Source organism: Streptomyces blastmyceticus, from assembly GCF_039521185.1.
GTDB lineage: Bacteria > Actinomycetota > Actinomycetes > Streptomycetales > Streptomycetaceae > Streptomyces > Streptomyces blastmyceticus.
In genome coordinates this window covers 45951-62137 of record NZ_BAAABW010000039.1, presented here as the reverse complement: position 1 = coordinate 62137, position 16187 = coordinate 45951, and the positions used below count along the sequence as shown (strand labels likewise).

The 16187-nt window shown below is 63.3% G+C and carries 17 protein-coding genes and 1 pseudogene; 10 read left to right on the top strand and 8 right to left on the bottom strand.

The annotated features are described in order from the left end of the window. Positions 1-11 precede the first annotated feature (11 nt). Positions 12-239, top strand: a pseudogene (locus tag ABD269_RS32375) (NAD(P)-binding protein); the annotation flags it as partial. 125 nt (positions 240-364) lie between these two features. Here ABD269_RS32375 and ABD269_RS32370 read toward each other — a convergent pair. The 6 genes from ABD269_RS32370 to ABD269_RS32345 form a co-directional block, all read right to left on the bottom strand. After that, entirely contained in the window at positions 365-1576 is a 1212-nt protein-coding gene (locus tag ABD269_RS32370; RefSeq protein ID WP_344123748.1) for a hypothetical protein, read from the bottom strand. A 632-nt stretch (positions 1577-2208) separates the two neighbouring features. After that, positions 2209-2952: a hypothetical protein gene (locus tag ABD269_RS32365; protein ID WP_344123746.1), complete on the bottom strand. Its 744-nt coding sequence runs from the start codon at positions 2950-2952 to the stop codon at positions 2209-2211. Then, a complete protein-coding gene (locus tag ABD269_RS32360) occupies positions 2949-3401 on the bottom strand; it encodes a hypothetical protein (protein ID WP_344123744.1) in 453 nt (150 codons plus the stop codon). The genes ABD269_RS32365 and ABD269_RS32360 overlap by 4 nt, the downstream gene beginning before the upstream one ends. 13 nt (positions 3402-3414) lie before the next feature. Further along, complete coding sequence (locus ABD269_RS32355; RefSeq protein ID WP_344123742.1) at positions 3415-5637, bottom strand: glycoside hydrolase domain-containing protein; 2223 nt, start codon at positions 5635-5637, stop codon at positions 3415-3417. A gap of 84 nt (positions 5638-5721) precedes the next feature. Further along, a complete protein-coding gene (locus ABD269_RS32350; protein ID WP_344123740.1) occupies positions 5722-6324 on the bottom strand; it encodes a hypothetical protein in 603 nt (200 codons plus the stop codon). Continuing rightward, positions 6305-6829, bottom strand: a complete 525-nt coding sequence (locus tag ABD269_RS32345) for a hypothetical protein (protein ID WP_344123738.1) — start codon at positions 6827-6829, stop codon at positions 6305-6307. Before ABD269_RS32345 ends, ABD269_RS32350 begins: the two co-directional genes overlap by 20 nt. Positions 6830-7347: 518 nt before the next feature. On the opposite strand from ABD269_RS32345, the gene ABD269_RS32340 reads away from it, so the two are divergent. Both ABD269_RS32340 and ABD269_RS32335 read left to right on the top strand, forming a co-directional pair. Beyond that, positions 7348-7473 (top strand): hypothetical protein, encoded by a 126-nt coding sequence (locus tag ABD269_RS32340; protein ID WP_344123736.1) that lies wholly within the window; start codon positions 7348-7350, stop codon positions 7471-7473. 292 nt (positions 7474-7765) lie between these two features. Then, positions 7766-8020: a hypothetical protein gene (locus tag ABD269_RS32335; protein WP_344123734.1), complete on the top strand. Its 255-nt coding sequence runs from the start codon at positions 7766-7768 to the stop codon at positions 8018-8020. Between the two features lie 140 nt (positions 8021-8160). On the opposite strand, the gene ABD269_RS32330 is transcribed toward ABD269_RS32335, so the two are convergent. Together ABD269_RS32330 and ABD269_RS32325 are read right to left on the bottom strand one after the other, a co-directional pair. Then, entirely contained in the window at positions 8161-8376 is a 216-nt protein-coding gene (locus ABD269_RS32330; RefSeq protein ID WP_344123732.1) for a DUF397 domain-containing protein, read from the bottom strand. Continuing rightward, positions 8346-9197 carry a helix-turn-helix domain-containing protein gene (locus ABD269_RS32325; protein WP_344123730.1) on the bottom strand — a complete coding sequence of 284 codons (852 nt, stop codon included), beginning with the start codon at positions 9195-9197 and terminating at the stop codon, positions 8346-8348. Before ABD269_RS32325 ends, ABD269_RS32330 begins: the two co-directional genes overlap by 31 nt. 215 nt (positions 9198-9412) lie before the next feature. On the opposite strand from ABD269_RS32325, the gene ABD269_RS32320 reads away from it, so the two are divergent. From ABD269_RS32320 to ABD269_RS32290, 7 genes are all read left to right on the top strand, one after another. Beyond that, positions 9413-9799, top strand: coding sequence for a DUF6415 family natural product biosynthesis protein (locus ABD269_RS32320; RefSeq protein WP_344123728.1), 387 nt, complete (start codon positions 9413-9415; stop codon positions 9797-9799). Continuing rightward, complete coding sequence (locus tag ABD269_RS32315; RefSeq protein ID WP_344123726.1) at positions 9796-10020, top strand: hypothetical protein; 225 nt, start codon at positions 9796-9798, stop codon at positions 10018-10020. The genes ABD269_RS32320 and ABD269_RS32315 overlap by 4 nt, the downstream gene beginning before the upstream one ends. 1033 nt (positions 10021-11053) lie before the next feature. Beyond that, positions 11054-11485: a peptidase inhibitor family I36 protein gene (locus ABD269_RS32310; RefSeq protein ID WP_344123724.1), complete on the top strand. Its 432-nt coding sequence runs from the start codon at positions 11054-11056 to the stop codon at positions 11483-11485. A gap of 14 nt (positions 11486-11499) precedes the next feature. Continuing rightward, positions 11500-12390 (top strand): hypothetical protein, encoded by an 891-nt coding sequence (locus ABD269_RS32305; protein ID WP_344123722.1) that lies wholly within the window; start codon positions 11500-11502, stop codon positions 12388-12390. A gap of 184 nt (positions 12391-12574) precedes the next feature. Beyond that, positions 12575-14809: a glycoside hydrolase domain-containing protein gene (locus ABD269_RS32300; protein ID WP_344123720.1), complete on the top strand. Its 2235-nt coding sequence runs from the start codon at positions 12575-12577 to the stop codon at positions 14807-14809. A gap of 6 nt (positions 14810-14815) precedes the next feature. Then, the gene (locus tag ABD269_RS32295; protein ID WP_344123718.1) at positions 14816-15298 is read left to right on the top strand and encodes a hypothetical protein; all 483 of its coding nucleotides are present in this window, start codon (positions 14816-14818) and stop codon (positions 15296-15298) included. A gap of 4 nt (positions 15299-15302) precedes the next feature. Beyond that, positions 15303-16052, top strand: coding sequence for a hypothetical protein (locus tag ABD269_RS32290; RefSeq protein ID WP_344123716.1), 750 nt, complete (start codon positions 15303-15305; stop codon positions 16050-16052). The last annotated feature ends 135 nt before the right edge of the window (positions 16053-16187 follow it).

The window sequence follows — 16187 nt, the reverse complement described above, 5'->3', positions numbered from 1 at the left end:
TAATCACTCATATGAGTTGTGTTCTTGTTGTACCCCTTGTCGGGGTATCGCCCGTTGGTGCATTCACCGCCTCGGTACGGCAGCCAAGGGGGCGAGCCATGGCGGAGGTCATCGTCATCGGGGCCGGACTGTCCGGGGTGGCAGCCGTGATCGCCCTGCGGCGGGCCGGTATCGACGATGTCGTGGTCCTGGAGAAGTCCTCCGTGATCGGCGGGACATGGCGTGACAACAGTTACCGCTCCGAGCGGTTTGTCCGCCGGATCGCCGCTCGCCCCCACACCAGGGCACCGTCCACCGAGCTGCGCTCGACCGGACCGGCGAGGGTCGCGGTCGTCGGCGCCGGTGGCGGACAGGCTGCTCACGCTCACGTGCGGGTGACCCTCCCGCAGCGGTCGCTGGACCCCGCCTTACCGGATGTGCCTTCACCGGTTTCCAGATCGCGGCTGCGGTCGTACGGGTCGACGGCAGGGCCGGTCGGCTCCGTTGCTTCGGGACGGCTGGAGGGGAATTCGGGATGCAGGAAACCGTCGTGGGTGCTGCAAGCCGAGTTCGCGATGTCCACGTTGTAGGAGCGAAGGGTCAGTTTGTCCGGGGTGGCTTTGAAGCGGGCGGGATCGAGGACGCTGATATCCAGTACACGGCGCACGATGGTGCGGGCCACCTCTCGCGATCCTTGGGCTCGCTTTGTGAGCGGGTAGACGAAGGTGTAGTCCGTGTGAATGATCACGGAGCCGTCCGCGTCCCCCTTGAACGTCATGCGGCCCCGTGTCCTGACTGTCTCTCCCACCATGCGCACCTCGTTCTTGTCGAAGCGGCTGAAGAGCTTGAGGGGGTCGTGTTCCCGGTCGGGCTTGTCCAGGGCCGTCGTGACCATGGTGGATACGTCGTCCTGCTGTGGATCGAGCAGGGCCAGTGCCGCAGCAGGACGTTCGCCGCGGATGGTCGCCGGTTCGAGATTCGCCGCGACGAGGAAGTCCTTGGTCAGCTTCAGGGTGGTGGCGACCCGCTCCTTCGACATGGCGCCGGCGGCAGCGGCCTCGGGCACGACAATGCCGTTCGCACCGTCGGCGTACTGTTCTGCCGGCGATCCGGCGAAGGGACGGCTGAGGGACGGAGTGTCCGCGGGCGCTTCTCCGGGCGCTCCGCTGGGCCGCCCGGTCTCCGGAGGCAGGGGTGTCGGGCCTCCGCCGGAGGCTGCTTCCCCTCCGCCCGAGCGGCCAGGAAGCCAGGACAGAGCCTTGTCGGGGTTGAGCGCGATCAGCGCCATCGCTAAAGCGATCAAGACGCCGATACCGCCGAGGAACTGACGTCTACGGGTGGCCCGCCGTCCCGTCTCCTGCCAATCAGGGCCGGTGCGCCAGCCCTCAGGCCGGCGAGGATCGGCCTGTTCCCGGCGCCCTTTCGCACCTTTTAATCGGCGCTTGCCGTTCCGGCGGGCTGCTGCGGCAGCGCTCTCCTCCTCACGCCGCAGTCGCTCGGCCACCATGCGCGCCCGCGCCGACGGCTCCTTGGGAGCGGAGTCGCGGATCGCCCCCTCATGGTCCCGGGCAAACCGCTCCCAGACCTCGTCAGGCACGGAGGGGCCTCCTCCGTCATCGCCTGAGGAACTGCCGGGCTGAGGTCGTTCGACTGTCACTGAACCCTCGCTCGCATCAGCGGACTTTCCGCATCGGAGCGACAACTTTAGGGCCGCGTCGGTCTGGTCTCCACCGGCATCGGCAGCTCGGCCCGGACCACAGAGCCGATCCCCGGCGATGCGTGTGGGGACCCGCCCCGGGCCGGTCCCCACACCTGCGCCTGTGACCGGACACGTCAGCCGTTGTGCTCCACCCACGGATGGTCCGGATCGGGATGGGGGGCGCCCCCACACCAGGACGCCGCCCACAAGACCTGGCCTGGAGTCAGTGACAAGGCCCGGCGCTTCCAGGGCGTCGGGTGTCTCTTCCAGGTAGGTGGTCAGCGAGACGTACTTGATCCAGCGTTCCGCGTACCGGCTGAAATAGCCCAGTTCACCGGTAGCACCATCCAGATGCAAGCCGGAGCTACGGTCGTCGACCCCAGCTGTTAAAGATCAAGTTTGAGTCCCGTCGATGATCATGATCCGATTTGGCCGAGGCCTCGGCCAAATCGGGGATATGCCCGGCAAGGGCTGCCTCCATGACCAGTAAAAACCTCGTGAATAGGCCTCCGCAGCTCTCCACGCCGACGTCAAGGTCGCTGTCTGCGCAGGAGATCCTGGGCGGCCTTCCTTCGCCCCGGCTGATGCGGATCGATGAGAACACCGGCCCTACCGGGTGTGTAGTTCCAACTCCTGAACTTGTCTGCGACCTTGGCGAGTTGTGGGTTTCCAGGTGGTACATCGATGTAGAAGAGCGCTTCGTGCGGCGTCTTATCGTCCCCGCCCCACCGGATAACCCCCTCGCACTCTGCGAGGATGTCCCGAACAACTGCCTCCTGGTGGGGGAAGAACCCGCCCCGTACTCCGAGCGGGTACCCGCCGGAGCGGATAGCTACGGCTGTTCCGGAAGCCAGGTTGCTCTCCGGCAGCCCTTTCCGTACAGATCCCGGCGAACGCCAGCCGACGACGTCGCCCTTTCGAAGTTCGTCGATCTCGTAGTGGAAACGGCAGACGAGATGAACGAGAACGGTCTCGATATCTCCCATGCGCATTGCCACACCGTCCAGCGGTGTGCCGGGCACGGGGCGGGTATAGATGTTGCCGTGGTCATCCACGACCTTCTCCATCTCCCAGCCGTTCTTGGACGGGATGCCGGTCAGAACACGTTCGCTGCGATTCTGTGCCTTCTGGATTGCCTCACGGACCACGTTTGGGTCAGGGTTCTTACTTGCCGCATATCCGGGTGTGCCGAGTAATTGTGATCCGACAGCGGCACCTGCGGTTATGAAAGCAGTACGACGCAGAATGTCGCGCCGTGAAATGATCCTCGTCACTTCTTGGCCTCCTGATATTTCCTGATCGCGAATCCGGTGAGTATTACTGCACACGCTCCCAGCGCGGTCACCGCCGGATTGATATATTCAGGGATGATTGCTTCGACAATGCGACCCCCTTTGGTGCGGCACCCAAAATGCAGAGGGATGAATGTTGCTACGTAACCACTGAGTTGCCTCTTGCCGATCGCCGCATTGCATGCTTGAGCTTGATCCGTCTCGTTGAAGAAGAAAAGATGCAATATCCCCCAGGTGTACATACCAATCGCTGCGGCCCAGGCTAGGGTGGCAGTGGCCTTAAATGCGGCACCTGTTGTTCTTTCAGCCCGAGCGCGGACCAGCAGCACCACCCCGTAGGTGACGAGCCCTAGAACTGTGATGATGCCTGCGATGGACAGCAAGAGCACGGCGGCAGGATCGTGACCTGCATACGGTTCGTCTCCGGACACCGGTTGGCTCCTGTCAGAGGTTCCGGGAGATTGAGTTGTATTTCTCCATCACGTAATATAGTCCCAGCCGCTTCTTTGCTTCAGAGAATGCAGGCTCGGCAGGGCCTTGGTAGCGGCGCAGGATGTCATAGATCTCAGCTTCGGTGTAGTCCAGGCGTGGAGATCTCATAGCGGGAGAGTCATCGTCTCCGCCGGGCTTTCCGTCGATGTCCCACATGTGGACCACGCAGACGCTGGTGATGTCGAACTCCTCATCGTCATGCGCCTTTTTCCATATCGAGTACTTGTCATCGTCCTTGGAAACATCGAGGATCGGTCTACCTGAGACGTATCCTTTTCTGAGGCCGTTATTCCACGCGCCGACGAGGGTGACAGCGCGTTGCTTGGCGATTCCTGTGGACGTGTCCCTGATGTATTTGCCCGTCGTGTTGTATGCGGCGATCACGGCTACCCAGGCTGCTTCATCCAAAGGGTCAATATGCCGCATCTCCCAGTACGCCGATGTCTGGATCAGCGCCTTGCGCATGTTGTATTTGTTGGACAGGCTGGTGATTAGTTCGTCGTGGTCTACGATGGTTGACTGGAAGCACTTCCAGTGCTGATAGGTTCTCGTGCCGCCGTCTGATGGGTAGCCGAGGGACTCCATATACTTGCCGACGTCATCCATCATTGCTTTGAGGAACGAGGAGTCGAGGCGGGTGTCGGGCTTGGTGCCTCGCGGCCTGTCGAAGGAGCCCTGGCCTGTATCACGACCGGAGGCGACGTTGTTGTCGATCTCAATCTTGCCGTCTGCAGAGCCGATGGTGCGGGTGACTATCTGGTCGTACGCCCAGTCCTCGGGCAGTGGATAGCCGTAGTTGCCGGAGAAGCCGGAAGACATATCGGATACGAAACTTGCCGATGAATGCCCGGCTTCGGCGACCCGGGTACACACATTGCGTGGGCCGTACACGCCGATCTTGTACCGGTTCCCGTCGTCGGCAATCGCGTCCTGGATTCCCTTGAAGTGGGGCAGGACGTTGGAGGTGACCTCATGGTCGAGCGCGTCGAAGTCGACAGCGAAGAAGATCCGCGTCCCACTCTTGAACCCATGGTCCAGTGCCGCGTTGACCGCCGCCTGCCCGGCGGCCCGCCCGGCTATGTAATTGAAACCGTCGGCGTCCCGGCCGAATGTCTGGTAGATGGGAAAGCAGCGTAGGCCGGCGTCAGCTATGGTCTGGAGTTCGCCCGGCTGAATAGCCTTCTCCGGCAATGAGGTCGTGCTGGGGTTGATCAGGTAGCGGCCGACATACGTGATGCCTTCCGCCTTCAGCGCCGCTGCCCTCGCTGGCGTAATTCTCGTAACTCCGTCACACGCCTCGCCCTTCCGTGACTGGTCTCCGTAGGAGACGAGGAGGGACGCCCAGGTCGAGAAGTCGCCATTGCCGGTCACCGGGAGGTTGGCGAACCTCTGGAATTCGCGGACGACATTGCCGAGGGGGCCGTCGAATACTCCGTCAAAGGCAACTGGTCGCTTGTTCAGGGTCATGGCGGCCTGGAACAAGGACACCCAGGTGCCCTGTGATGGTGCAGACAGAGTATGGTCCCGCAGGCCCGCTTGGGTTCCCGAACCGAACACGCCGTTAGCGACACCGTCCGCCATACCCAACTCATATTGGACCGCGAACAGCATGGATTTCGATACATCGCGGGAGTTGTGGCCGTCGCACGGGATGATGAAGAAGTCCTTGCGCTTCACGTACCGGCCATTTAGCCATTGCTGTACACCACGGATCGCGTCGGACCCGGAATTGACGGTTACATAGGCATCCATGTTCAGCATAGCCTTGAGGGCTTTAGCGTCGATTACTGAACCGGTGCCGTAATAGTCAGTTACACCCATGTCCCCTTTAATCTTGCCTAGCGATGTCTGGGTGCGAGTGTTGAATTTCCCGTCGATATCCCCGCCGTCGTAGCCCTTGCAGTACAACGCCGACTGGATGATCTTGATCACGTTCTCAGGTAAGGAGATGGCATGGCTGATAGCAGGCCACTTCGCCGTGATTGCGGCCATGGTCCCAGGGCCAAACGTGTCGGACAGCGTGCTGATGCCCACCTCATATTGCAGGGCTCTGGTGAGGGCGAACATATTTGCCCAGCCGGGTTTCCCGTTCTCCTCGACTTTGGTGACGCCGGACACGTTCGCGTAGGTAGTGTTGATGAACTTCTGCGCTTTGCGGACCATCTCGTCGGCCATGCCGTGCGTCCTTTCGATGAGCGAGCTGAAGCCGCGTGGGCAGGACCAACGAGGTGATGCCCACGCGGCTTGGCGCTTGAGGAGCTAGCGCTCCTGTCGGCTACTGCTGGTGATTGTCGCCTTGAGTTTGCCCGACAGAGGATGGGCGGTGTCATCGGCATTGAGCTCGGTCGGCCACGTGGTACCTGGATAGACACCGGTTGTGCTGGTGTCCAGATACGCGGTGACGCTGGAGCCGTTGGACCCAGTGAGAGTGATGGTCACCTTGTAGAAGGCGCGTTTATCGCCGTGGTTGGTGACGGTTACCGGGATTCGAAGCAGGCCGTTTTCCTTCTTCGGCTCGTAGACCAGAACGTCACCGTTTTCAGCGCTGCCGCCCGGCTTGCCATAGCCATAGTCTTCCGGGGACGGGATTGTGGTCTTCCCTTCCACCGGATGCCCTTTGGGTACACTGGCCTTTCTTCGCTGCTGTTCCTCTTGCCGCGCATGGTCGCCTGACGCCACAGATGCTGTCGGCGAGCTAGAGGTGCCGCCCGTTTCAACTACCAGTGGCGTTGTGGTACTGGGTTGGTCGGATGGCTTCACTACCGCTTTAGCGGGCTCATGGTCAGTGCCGCATGCGGTGAGAAGGATTGCGGCCGCGGACACGGTCAGCGCGCTGACGACCTTAGTCGCAGAGGTAGGCATATTGAGTTTTGTAGTCGATGTACGGTGCGCCGCCGCCGGACCACATCTGTGCAGTCACGGTTGCGCACACGGGGTAGCCAGTGAAAACTGGGCCTGCGTACTGGCTGAAGTTACCCTCGTTGACGTCGCAATAGCGGCGTTGGCTGTCGCACACCGAGATCTTCATGTGCCGACTAGATCCGACGTTGTTGTCGAAAATAGAGCAACCGCCGTCGTTGCCATTTTTGGTGTAATTGAACAAGGTGGCGAGTCGCGACCTGGGGTCAGTGCCTTCGGGGAGCGGTATCGCTCTACTCAGGACATACCCAGGGCCGCACGCGGTGGCAGCCGCCGCGGCGGCCTGCGGGGCGGCCTGGATGACGGCCCGGGTTTGCGAGTCGGCGTTCTTCGCGACGCGTAGGCCCGGCTGCTCGGCCGCCACGGCCGGTGGGGCCACGAGCGCAGCGGCGGCTAACGCCGCCGCTGCGGCGATGCCCGCACGTAAGCCGGCTACAGATCTAGCCATGAACGTTCTCCTTTGATGAGTCGCGCTGCCACGTTGCGAGCTCAATCGCCCATCCCTCCATGAGACTTCGGCGTTGACGAGTTAGAGGAGGGGGTGACTGCGCGAAGCGGCACCATAGTCATGAAACGGTGTACGAGTCACGCGTATTGAGGGGCGGAAGTTACGGCGGCTAGCCCTGTGGTGACGTGCTGTTGTCAAGTCCGGTGGCCCTGTGGGTGGTTAGGTGCAGGTCGGAGTCTTTCTGTACATTCGGAACACTACCTTCAGTCATTGTGTGTTCCGTGTCACAGGTGGTGGCGTTGGGTCTGTGCGGACTAGCTGTGGCGCTGTCGGCCAAGAAGTGGGAGTGAGCGTAGGGGCGAGGCAGTGCGGCGTGAATTCTCCTTGTGTCCCGACCTTGAGTGCCTTCTGCATGAAGATCTGTCCCACTCCGCGGTCCGGCGACCTCGGGGTGGCAACGCTCTCGATTCTCGCGCGGCGACGAGAAAGCGATTCTCTCTGGCGAGGAGTAGGTCCCAGTGAACCTTCGCTGCGCCCTCGCGCCCGTCGTCGCCGTGACCGCACCCGGCGCCAAGGAAGCTGCGTGCAAGAAGCTGGACACCACCCCGGCCGCCCATGAGCAGGACTCCTGCCCGCTCTCGTGACGGCCGGTTGATCTGGGCGGTTCTAGACCACGGGGGCGCTGGTACGCTGCCCGTTCCGCGCCATCGCAGGGGCGCGAAAGATGCCAGCCACCACGTATCTCCAGCGGGGTGTGCGCGGCCATCCGCCACGTTCATCCCCAGGACTACGAGGAACTCACGGCATCGCGCCGGGAGAGCGCCGAGATGCAGATGAAGTCCCACCAGACGGCTGCCGTCGGCGTCGAACTCGGCATCGCCCCGCTCTCGTTGGCGCTATCGGCCGTCGCTGTCCCCGTCCAGCACACCGCCGCAGTTGCAGCACGGGAGCCACTCGCGGCTGATCCCGACGGTGCTGCACGCACACCAGGGCACCCTCAACCTCACCAACGGCGGCAACGTGGAGAACCTCTGGGCACACCTGGAGGACACCGCCAGCAATGCGGTCGAAGGTCGGCAGATCTACTTCGTGGACGACGGAGCCACCTCCTCGGCGCCGCCCGCACCAACAGCGACGCCGCCCTGCACGGCGCCGCTCTCAATGCCGGCCTCAACGTGCTGCAGCAGCTGACCGGCGGCTACAACGTGGAGTTCCGCGGCGGGGACGGGTACGCGCGCAGCTCCGACCACGCGGCGATCACCCTTGGGGCCGACAAGGCGCCGCAAGCCCATGCTGGCCTCGCCTTCCCCGGCGGGGCTGTTGCGCTTTGGTCAGGCGGAGAGGTCGCCGTTGGCGACGGCCGTGACGAAGGTTGACCAGGCGGTGGTGGTCGGGGTTATGGCGGGGCCGTCGGGGTTCTTGCTGTCCCGTATGGGTACGGTGCCGGGGAATTGACGGTCGGCGACTTCGACGCAGTCGTTTCCGTTGATGCTGCGGCTGCTCTTGCGCCACACGGCTATGGACAGGTCAGGTCGGACGGTGCGCACGGGTACTTCTCCTCAAGTGCTTTGCGAATCACAGCGATTGACTCATCGGACGATAGAGCGTCACGCCAAAGCTGATCGTATAGGGCTGAGTATTGGGCGACGTCCGACGGATTGGTGATGTAGATGCCGTGGATGGGATCTACTCGGTACACGATTCTGCGGCCGCCCTTGAACGTCATGATTTGGGTCGTGCCGAGATCGGGATTTACCCCGGTGACCGCGAACGGACTCACTCTCAGCTCGACGTTCGTGCGTGTCAGGGCGTCGAGCATGTGGAGAAGCTGCCCCCGCATGATGCTGGCGTCACCGACGATGTGGTCGAAGGCCGACTGGGCGATGACTGCCCTGAACGACGGCGGGTCGGGGCGGCGTTCGAGAATGGCGCGCCTGCGCTGGCGGTAGGCGACCTTCTCATCGAGGTCGCCGCCGAAGTAGGCCATGCCGCGCTGAAGGATTGCTCTGATGTAGTCGTCTGACTGCAGCAGGGCGGGCAAGCTGCTGGCGAGATGGTGGATCTCGATCGCCTTCGACTCGTACGCGAAGTACTTCTCGACCCACTTCGCCGCGGGGTCATCGTTGAGCTGATCCCAGATCTCGAACAGCTTTCTCTCTGCGTCGAGGGCCCTGTCGAGCGCCTCCGCGACCTGTCGGACGGGGAAGTTGCGCCCCGTCTCGAACTTCGAAATCGCCGTGTTCGACATCGAGACGGCCTGACCCAGCTCGGCCTGGGACCAGCCCTTGGACTCCCGCAGGCAGCGGATCGCCGCTCCGAGCCGGGCCACGCGGGACTGTGACGGGTCGAGTCGCTTGGGCGCAGGCATGGGTGTAACCCCCATTTGAATCTCTGGAGCGGCAAACTTTTAACCGGCCCGAGCGTAGGACGCCGGGCAGATACTGGGAACCGGAACTGATCGCCCAACTCCGTTGGTTTGACGCTGTGTTCGAATCAATTCGGTGATGCCCGCCGTGCGGCACCGCACACATCGTAGGGCTCGGTTCCGGCCCATGCGCTCAGCCCGAAGGAGATCGTCCCGCCATGCCCGTCTGGCCCGGTACCGCCGTCACCGCCGCAGGTCCCACCATCCCACCGCGAGCCGAAGGCGACGACGGCATCGAGTGGGCGATCAGGGCGATCCTGGACGCGCCCTCTCACATCTCGCCGCCGATGGGCAGGGTGTCCTCCTGCACGGTCGTCCTCCGCGCGTACATCAAGAAGACGGCTCAGGACGTACGGGACGCGGCCGGCGCCCTGCCCGCCGACGATCCGCGTCGCGCGGCCGCCGAGAGCAGCGCCGAGGAAGGACTCCACCGGGTCAACGAGCTCGGCCCCGGCAGCGGGCTCCGGTCCGCGTTCGACTACGCCCGGGGGTTGGCTCTGTCGGCCCAGGCACTCCGTGACCACAGGGCGGAGCTCGCACCGTGAACGCCCCGCGCTCCTGGCCCGCCGTCGTCCCGCTGCCCCACACTGGTGGCCCGCCCTGCACCCCGCGTCCGCAGATGCCCCCGTGCGGGGAATGCCGGCGCCTGGACACCGAGGGCTGGCGGGCCCTGTTCGCGGACGACCTCGATGAGCTGAAGGCCGTGAACGAGCGGCAAGCCCGCCACTACACCGAGGCCCACACGATGCGGGCAGCGGCGCGCTGAACTGATCCTTCAGGCCGATACCGCTCAACGACCTCGCCAGCGGCTTGGCACGCGGCCCCCGCCTCATCTGTCTGAGGTGGGGGTTTCCGCACGCCGTTGGAGTCCGGCAAAGCAGCGCGCACGTCGGCCGGTTGGTCATTGTCAGGCGGCTACGGTGGGCCTGGCGCGCACCTTCTGGTTTCGTCCGGGGGGATGGCGACGGCGGCGACTTCGGCGGCGGTGGGGTCTTGGGTGGGTAGGACGGAGGGCCTTGGGTCTGTCAGCCTGTGCGGTGGGCGGTTGCTCTGCCGCAGAGGCTTCCCCTACGGGGCGCCAGTCAAGTGAGATGAGAACGAGTTCCTGGTCAGACTTGATCTTCACGGGGCGCCGACTCTGGATAGGCAGTCTCGTGTCCAACCCGCCGATCTGGTGAATTTCCCCAGCTACGAGCAGGCCCCTTTTTGCAGGCTCCTGTCCCTCTGGCCGGATCTTGCGCATTCGTGGCCAACGAAAGCACTTGCGGCACTGCCACTCCGAGGTTACCGTCCATCCGTCAACCATCAACTTGCCCATGCGCTAAGCAAGTTGGCATACGTGCGCATGGGCATCGGGGGATCATGACGGGCTTAGGTGTCGCACGGCTTCGTTGTGCCGTGCTGGCCGTGGTTCTGGCCGCAGTTCTGACGGCGTGCCACTTGCAGTCGGAAGGCAATGGTGTTGTGCCCTCGGCCGGCGCCATGAAGGTCCGCGATGCATGGGCCCGGGTCCAGGCGCAGAGTGTGGGCGGCTGCACTCCCAGCCACTGCGCCGAGTACCTGACGGACACTCTGGGGGCCGTTGACGCCTTCCTCCTGGCTATGAAGGCCAGCCCCAACGGGGCGGGTCATTTCAATGAACCCATAGCGCTGATCGAAGACCTCCAAAAGAGGATTCCGCAGAGGTCCGCGCCTCAGCTGGAAAAGGACAGGCCTCTTATTGAATCCACCGTATCCCGGCTTCAGGCATTCATGAGTCGTCATCCCGACGACTACAGATAAGGGGAAGGGGAACAGAGATGGCATTCATGGGGATGAATCGCGTAGTCAAGACGGCGGCAGTCAGCGCGGCGGCCGTGGCCTTGTTCACGGCATTCCAGATTCCGGCACATGCTAACGGCAAGGACGGCAGATGTGAGTCCGGGGAGGTGTGCCTGTACGAGAACAGATCCTGGCAGGGAGGCCTGTTCGATGACGACGGGTGGCTGCAGGACTATGCGGGCTATACGTTCTCCCGCACCGGGGATCCTATCGATAACAACGTAGCCTCCGTCATCAACAACAACGGCAGCATGTACTGGCGGGGCTGGCAGTACAAGGGGAACTCAGGCTGGCACTTCGATGTCAACAAGCGCGGCCAGTGCGGTGAAGGCTGCGACCACTTCGACAGGTGGTCTGAACTTCCGGCAGGGATCAAGAATGCTCTCAGCTCCCACGAGTGGTACTACTGAGAAAGAGGCGTCCGATGAAGACAGTTAAGTATGCGGTTATCGGCGGTGCCATTGCGGCGATAACACTCGGAGTCTCCGGGTACTCCATCGCGCAGTCGTCGTCAGTGGGTGCGAGTAAATCCGACCAGGTCGGCATCACTTATCGGGCAACTCTGAATGGGTTCACCTTTCCTTTAGAGGAATACCGACTGTCCGACGCCGACCAGAGAAAGGTGAACGATGCTGTCGATGCCCTGACTGCCCGCTGTCTGCAAGGTTTTGAGATAAGTTACAGCCCGAGCCCCCGCAGCGATATTGCGGACACGCATAGCAGGATCTACGGCGTCACCGACGAAGCCCAGGCCAAGTCCTTCGGGTACCGCTCGCCGGCTGTTGTTCAGAAGGTGACGCCGCAGGCTGCGGTTGAGGCGCCCCAGCATGCGGCGGTACGGACCGGTGCCGTGCGCACATACAACAGCAAAGCTGTCCCCCGTGGTGGTTGCGTGGGTGAGGCCGGTCGTCAGATCTATCGAGGGCAGCATGCTGGCCTGCGAGGTCTGGCTGACGGGTTGATCTTCCAGGCCAGTGACCAAGCCCAGCGCGATGACCGGGTGCGAAAGGCCTTTGCCGACTGGAGCGGCTGCATGAAGGGCAAGGGATTCTCTTACGAGACTCCCATTGATGCGATGAGCGGCCTTGCAGCCAGCAATGGTGCTGCCGGAAAGGGCGAAAAGTCGGTCGCGGTCGCGGACGTGCAGTGCAAGAAGCAGAACAACGTCATCGGTGTCTGGTCTTCCGTTGAAGCCGGCTACCAGGACAAGGGGATCTCTGCCCATCGTTCCGACCTCAAAACGGTTCAGGAAGATTTGCAGAGCCTACTGGCCAATGCTGAGCGGGCCCTCGCAGCAGAAAAATCGGCTCGCTAGCATTCTTCTCATTCATCCGGGGTCGAGAAGGAGCCGCCTTCACGCTGATTTGGTGAAGGCGGCTCTGGGGTTGCCTGACAGGTGCAACTGCCCTACGTCGCTGACGGCATCGACTGAGGCAGCAATGCCTGGGTCGCCCTGCAGCGGGATGGCCGACGCTCAAGGAAACTTCGGAAGGATTGTTATGGCTGATGAAATGGTGTTACGCGCACAGAAGTTCGTGAACTCCGTCTACGGGACGCGGATCGGGATGCGAGTGACCGAAGACGGGAGGACGAGCTGGAACACCATGTTCGCCCTCACCCGCGCCCTCCAGTACGAGCTGGGCATCCCCGAGCTCTCCAACAGCTTCGGTTCGACCACTCTTTCCAAGATCGCGGAGAAATACGGCAAGCTCGACGAGACCACCATCCCGTCGGCGGACTTCTGCCGGATCATCCAGTCCGCCCTGTACTGCAAGGGTTACGACGGCGGCGACATCAATGGGACGTACCACTCCCGTGTCAAGGCCGCGGTGGCGAAGCTGAACCAGAATATGGGGGTCAGCGGTACCTACCCCGGCAGTTCCCTGTGGCCCAAGGTGGTCAAGGGCCTGTTCAACATGGACGCTTACGTCGCCGTCAGCAACGGCTCGGAGACGATCCGCTCCATCCAGCAGTGGCTGAACGGCCGGTACGTCCTCCGCAAGGACTACTACGTCATCCCCTGCGACGGCCATCACTCCCGTGATGTCGCGAAGTCGATGCTCTTTGCCATTCAGTACGAGCTGGGCATGGCCGACGGCGTCGCGAACGGAGCTTTCGGCCCCGGCACGCAGGCCGGCCTGAAGAGTCACACGCTGTCCACCGGCTCCTCCGGGGTGTGGGTGCAGCTTTTCACCGCGGCCATGGTGCTCAACAAGCGCCCGGTTTCCTTCTCGGACTCGTTCACCTCCTCGCTGGCCGACAGCGTCACTGCGTTCCAGGCATTCATGAACCTCGCCGTCAACGGGCAGGCCGACTTCCAGACATGGTCCTCCCTGCTGGTCTCCTACGGCGACCAGACCCGTCAAGGCGCGGCGTGTGACGGCATCACCAAAATCACCCCCGCCCGCGCGCAGGCACTCAAGGACGCCGGCTACAAGTACATCGGCCGCTACCTGTACAACCCCTCCACCACTAGCCTCCCGGAGAAGGAGATCCAGCCGGGAGAGCTCGAGACCATTCAGCAGTACGGACTGCGCTGCTTCCCGATCTACCAGACGTGGGCCCGCTCGGTGGACTACTACAGCGTCGCGCAGGGCGTCGCGGACTGTATGAACGCGGCGTTCAAGGCGGAGGAGCACGGATTCAAGCCTGGCTCACGCATCTACTTCGCGGTGGACTACGACGCGGTGGACGACGAGGTGACCTCGTACATCCTGCCGTACTTCCGGAGTATCAGGGACGAGATGGTTAAGCTGGGCAGCCCCTACAAGATTGGGGTCTACGGCCCGCGCAACGCGTGCTCCCGGATCTCCGCGGAAGGTTACGCAGACACCAGTTTCGTCTCCGACATGTCGTCAGGCTTCTCCGGAAACCTCGGCTACACGATGCCGGAGAACTGGGCCTTCGACCAGATCGTCACCAAGTCGATCGGTTCCGGCGACAGCAAGATCGAGATCGACAACAACATCGCCTCCGGACGAGACACGGGACAGGGCGACTTCTACCCCGCGCCGTCCCAGAAGCTCGACATCGGCTTCAGCATGAACTACTGGGCCGCCCTGCTCAAGGAGGCCGACGAGTACATGGCATCGATCGGCAGACCCGGGGGTACGGGCTACGTCTACACCCGGCAGCAGTGCCTCGAAACGATCATGACCGCTGACGCGGCCATCTCCTCGGCGTCCCGCAGGTACCGCATGCGTAAGGCTCTCATCCAGACGTCGGCGTTCTGGGAGTTCTGCCACTACAGCACCAAAGATGTAGCCGAGGACGCGGGGGTGGTGTTGTACCACACCGGCCTCATCCCCGACTGGGGCAAAGGCCTGCCCGTCGTCAACAGGCTCGTCGACAGCAGCACCGGTGTCGCCAAGGTGTCGGGGCGCACGTGCATCCTGTCGCGGAACAACTCGATCCGTGCAGGGCTCCTGGAGGGCGACATCCTCGACGCAACCTCCGAAGGCGACAGATGGGCAATGTGGCAGAAGGTCAACCAGGACAACGTATTCAATCTGACCACCGTCCCGCACCTGCACATCTGGGCAGCCGACGGCAAGGCGGGCGACCATGCCGAGACCCCCATACGCCGCCCCGCACTCGACTACACCGACACCGAGACCTTCGAGATCCTCCGTCGCTACCAGGGCTTCGGTGACCAGGCGGTCTCCGACGCGAAGCTGCGGATGCCCCTTTACGCCATCTTTGAGAAGTACAACCGCATCATTCGCGAGTCCTGACAGATCATGATCACGGCATCCAACCCCTGGCAAGGGCATAACTTCGCGGACCTGCTCGCCATCCTGATCGTCGGCGCGGCGACCCTGCTGGGCCTCATCGGGTACCTGTGCTCGCGGCTCACCCGACAGGCCCGCCGGGGATACACCCCCTTCCGCCTGTGGCGGGACCTTTCCCTGCTGACGGCCGCCGCTGCGCTCGCCGTCTACTTGTGGGGATGTCTCCACCTCCTCTTCCTCGAAGACCAGGAACTGGCCGAGAGATGCGAGCGGCAGCGCCCCGCGGGAACACCGACCTTGGTCGGCCGCAGAGGCGACTTCATCCCGCTGCGTCTCGTATGTGAGGCATCGAACGGTCACGACTACTCCATTGTCATCCCCGGCTACATCAACCCAGTCGTCGCTTTCCTGCTGCTGCTCACGCTCACCTGTGCCCTCGCCTCCGTCGTTCTCCACTGCAAGCAGCGCACGACAACACGGAAGAAAGGCTGACCCGTTGAGCCCCACCGACATAACCCGCAGACAGGCTCTCACCGTCGCGGCCGGTCTCACCGCCGCCGCAAGCCTCGCCTCCACCGGACTCCTCGCCACCCCGGCCGTCGCCGCACCGCAGCCCCTCAAGGACGACAAACTGAAGGAGGCCCTGCGCCGCGTCGAAGCCCGGCGCCGCCGGCTTCTCACCAGCCGACCGTCCGCCAATGGATGGGAGATGCAGAAGGCCGTCGACGACGGGGGTGACATCGTGACCCGTCACGTGGCGGGCACCGGTCTGAACGTCTCCATGCGCATGGGAGATCCCGAGACGGTTCTGGTTCATGTGATCCGCCGCTTCCACTACGAGGTCGACACGCTCGGCCTGCCCGGCGAGCCGAACCCGGTCGAGGGCTGGGTGGCACCGTCGGTGGCCCGCGACAGCCGGCTCCCGGAGTCGAATCAGGCTTCCGGCACAGCTGTCGTCGTTCGTCCGGACTTCTACCCGCCTGGCGTACGAGGCGGATTCACCACGGCGCAGCAGCTGATCATCCGTGACATCGTCGCTGACACCGAAGGTGTCGTCCGCTGGGGTGGCGACGACCGCCGCCCCTACGAGGGTCTGTTCTACCTCGCCGTGCGTCCGGGCGACGCACGTCTGGCGCGGGTCGCGGCCGAGATCCGGACCTGGGACGAAACTCCGGGCTCGGGGGCCGGGGTGATACCCGACGTGACGGAGCCTTCCCGGCGCCGCAAGGCCGCCCGCTACCGCTGAGCGATCCGACACCTGACGGCGTCATCACGTTATGGGGAGTGACTGGGATTGGGGGCGCGTGTCGGACGTGTCGCTCACGTTCGCCGGCTGCCGTCAGAGGGCTGCGGGGCAGCCGGTGACCTGTCTCCAGGAGGT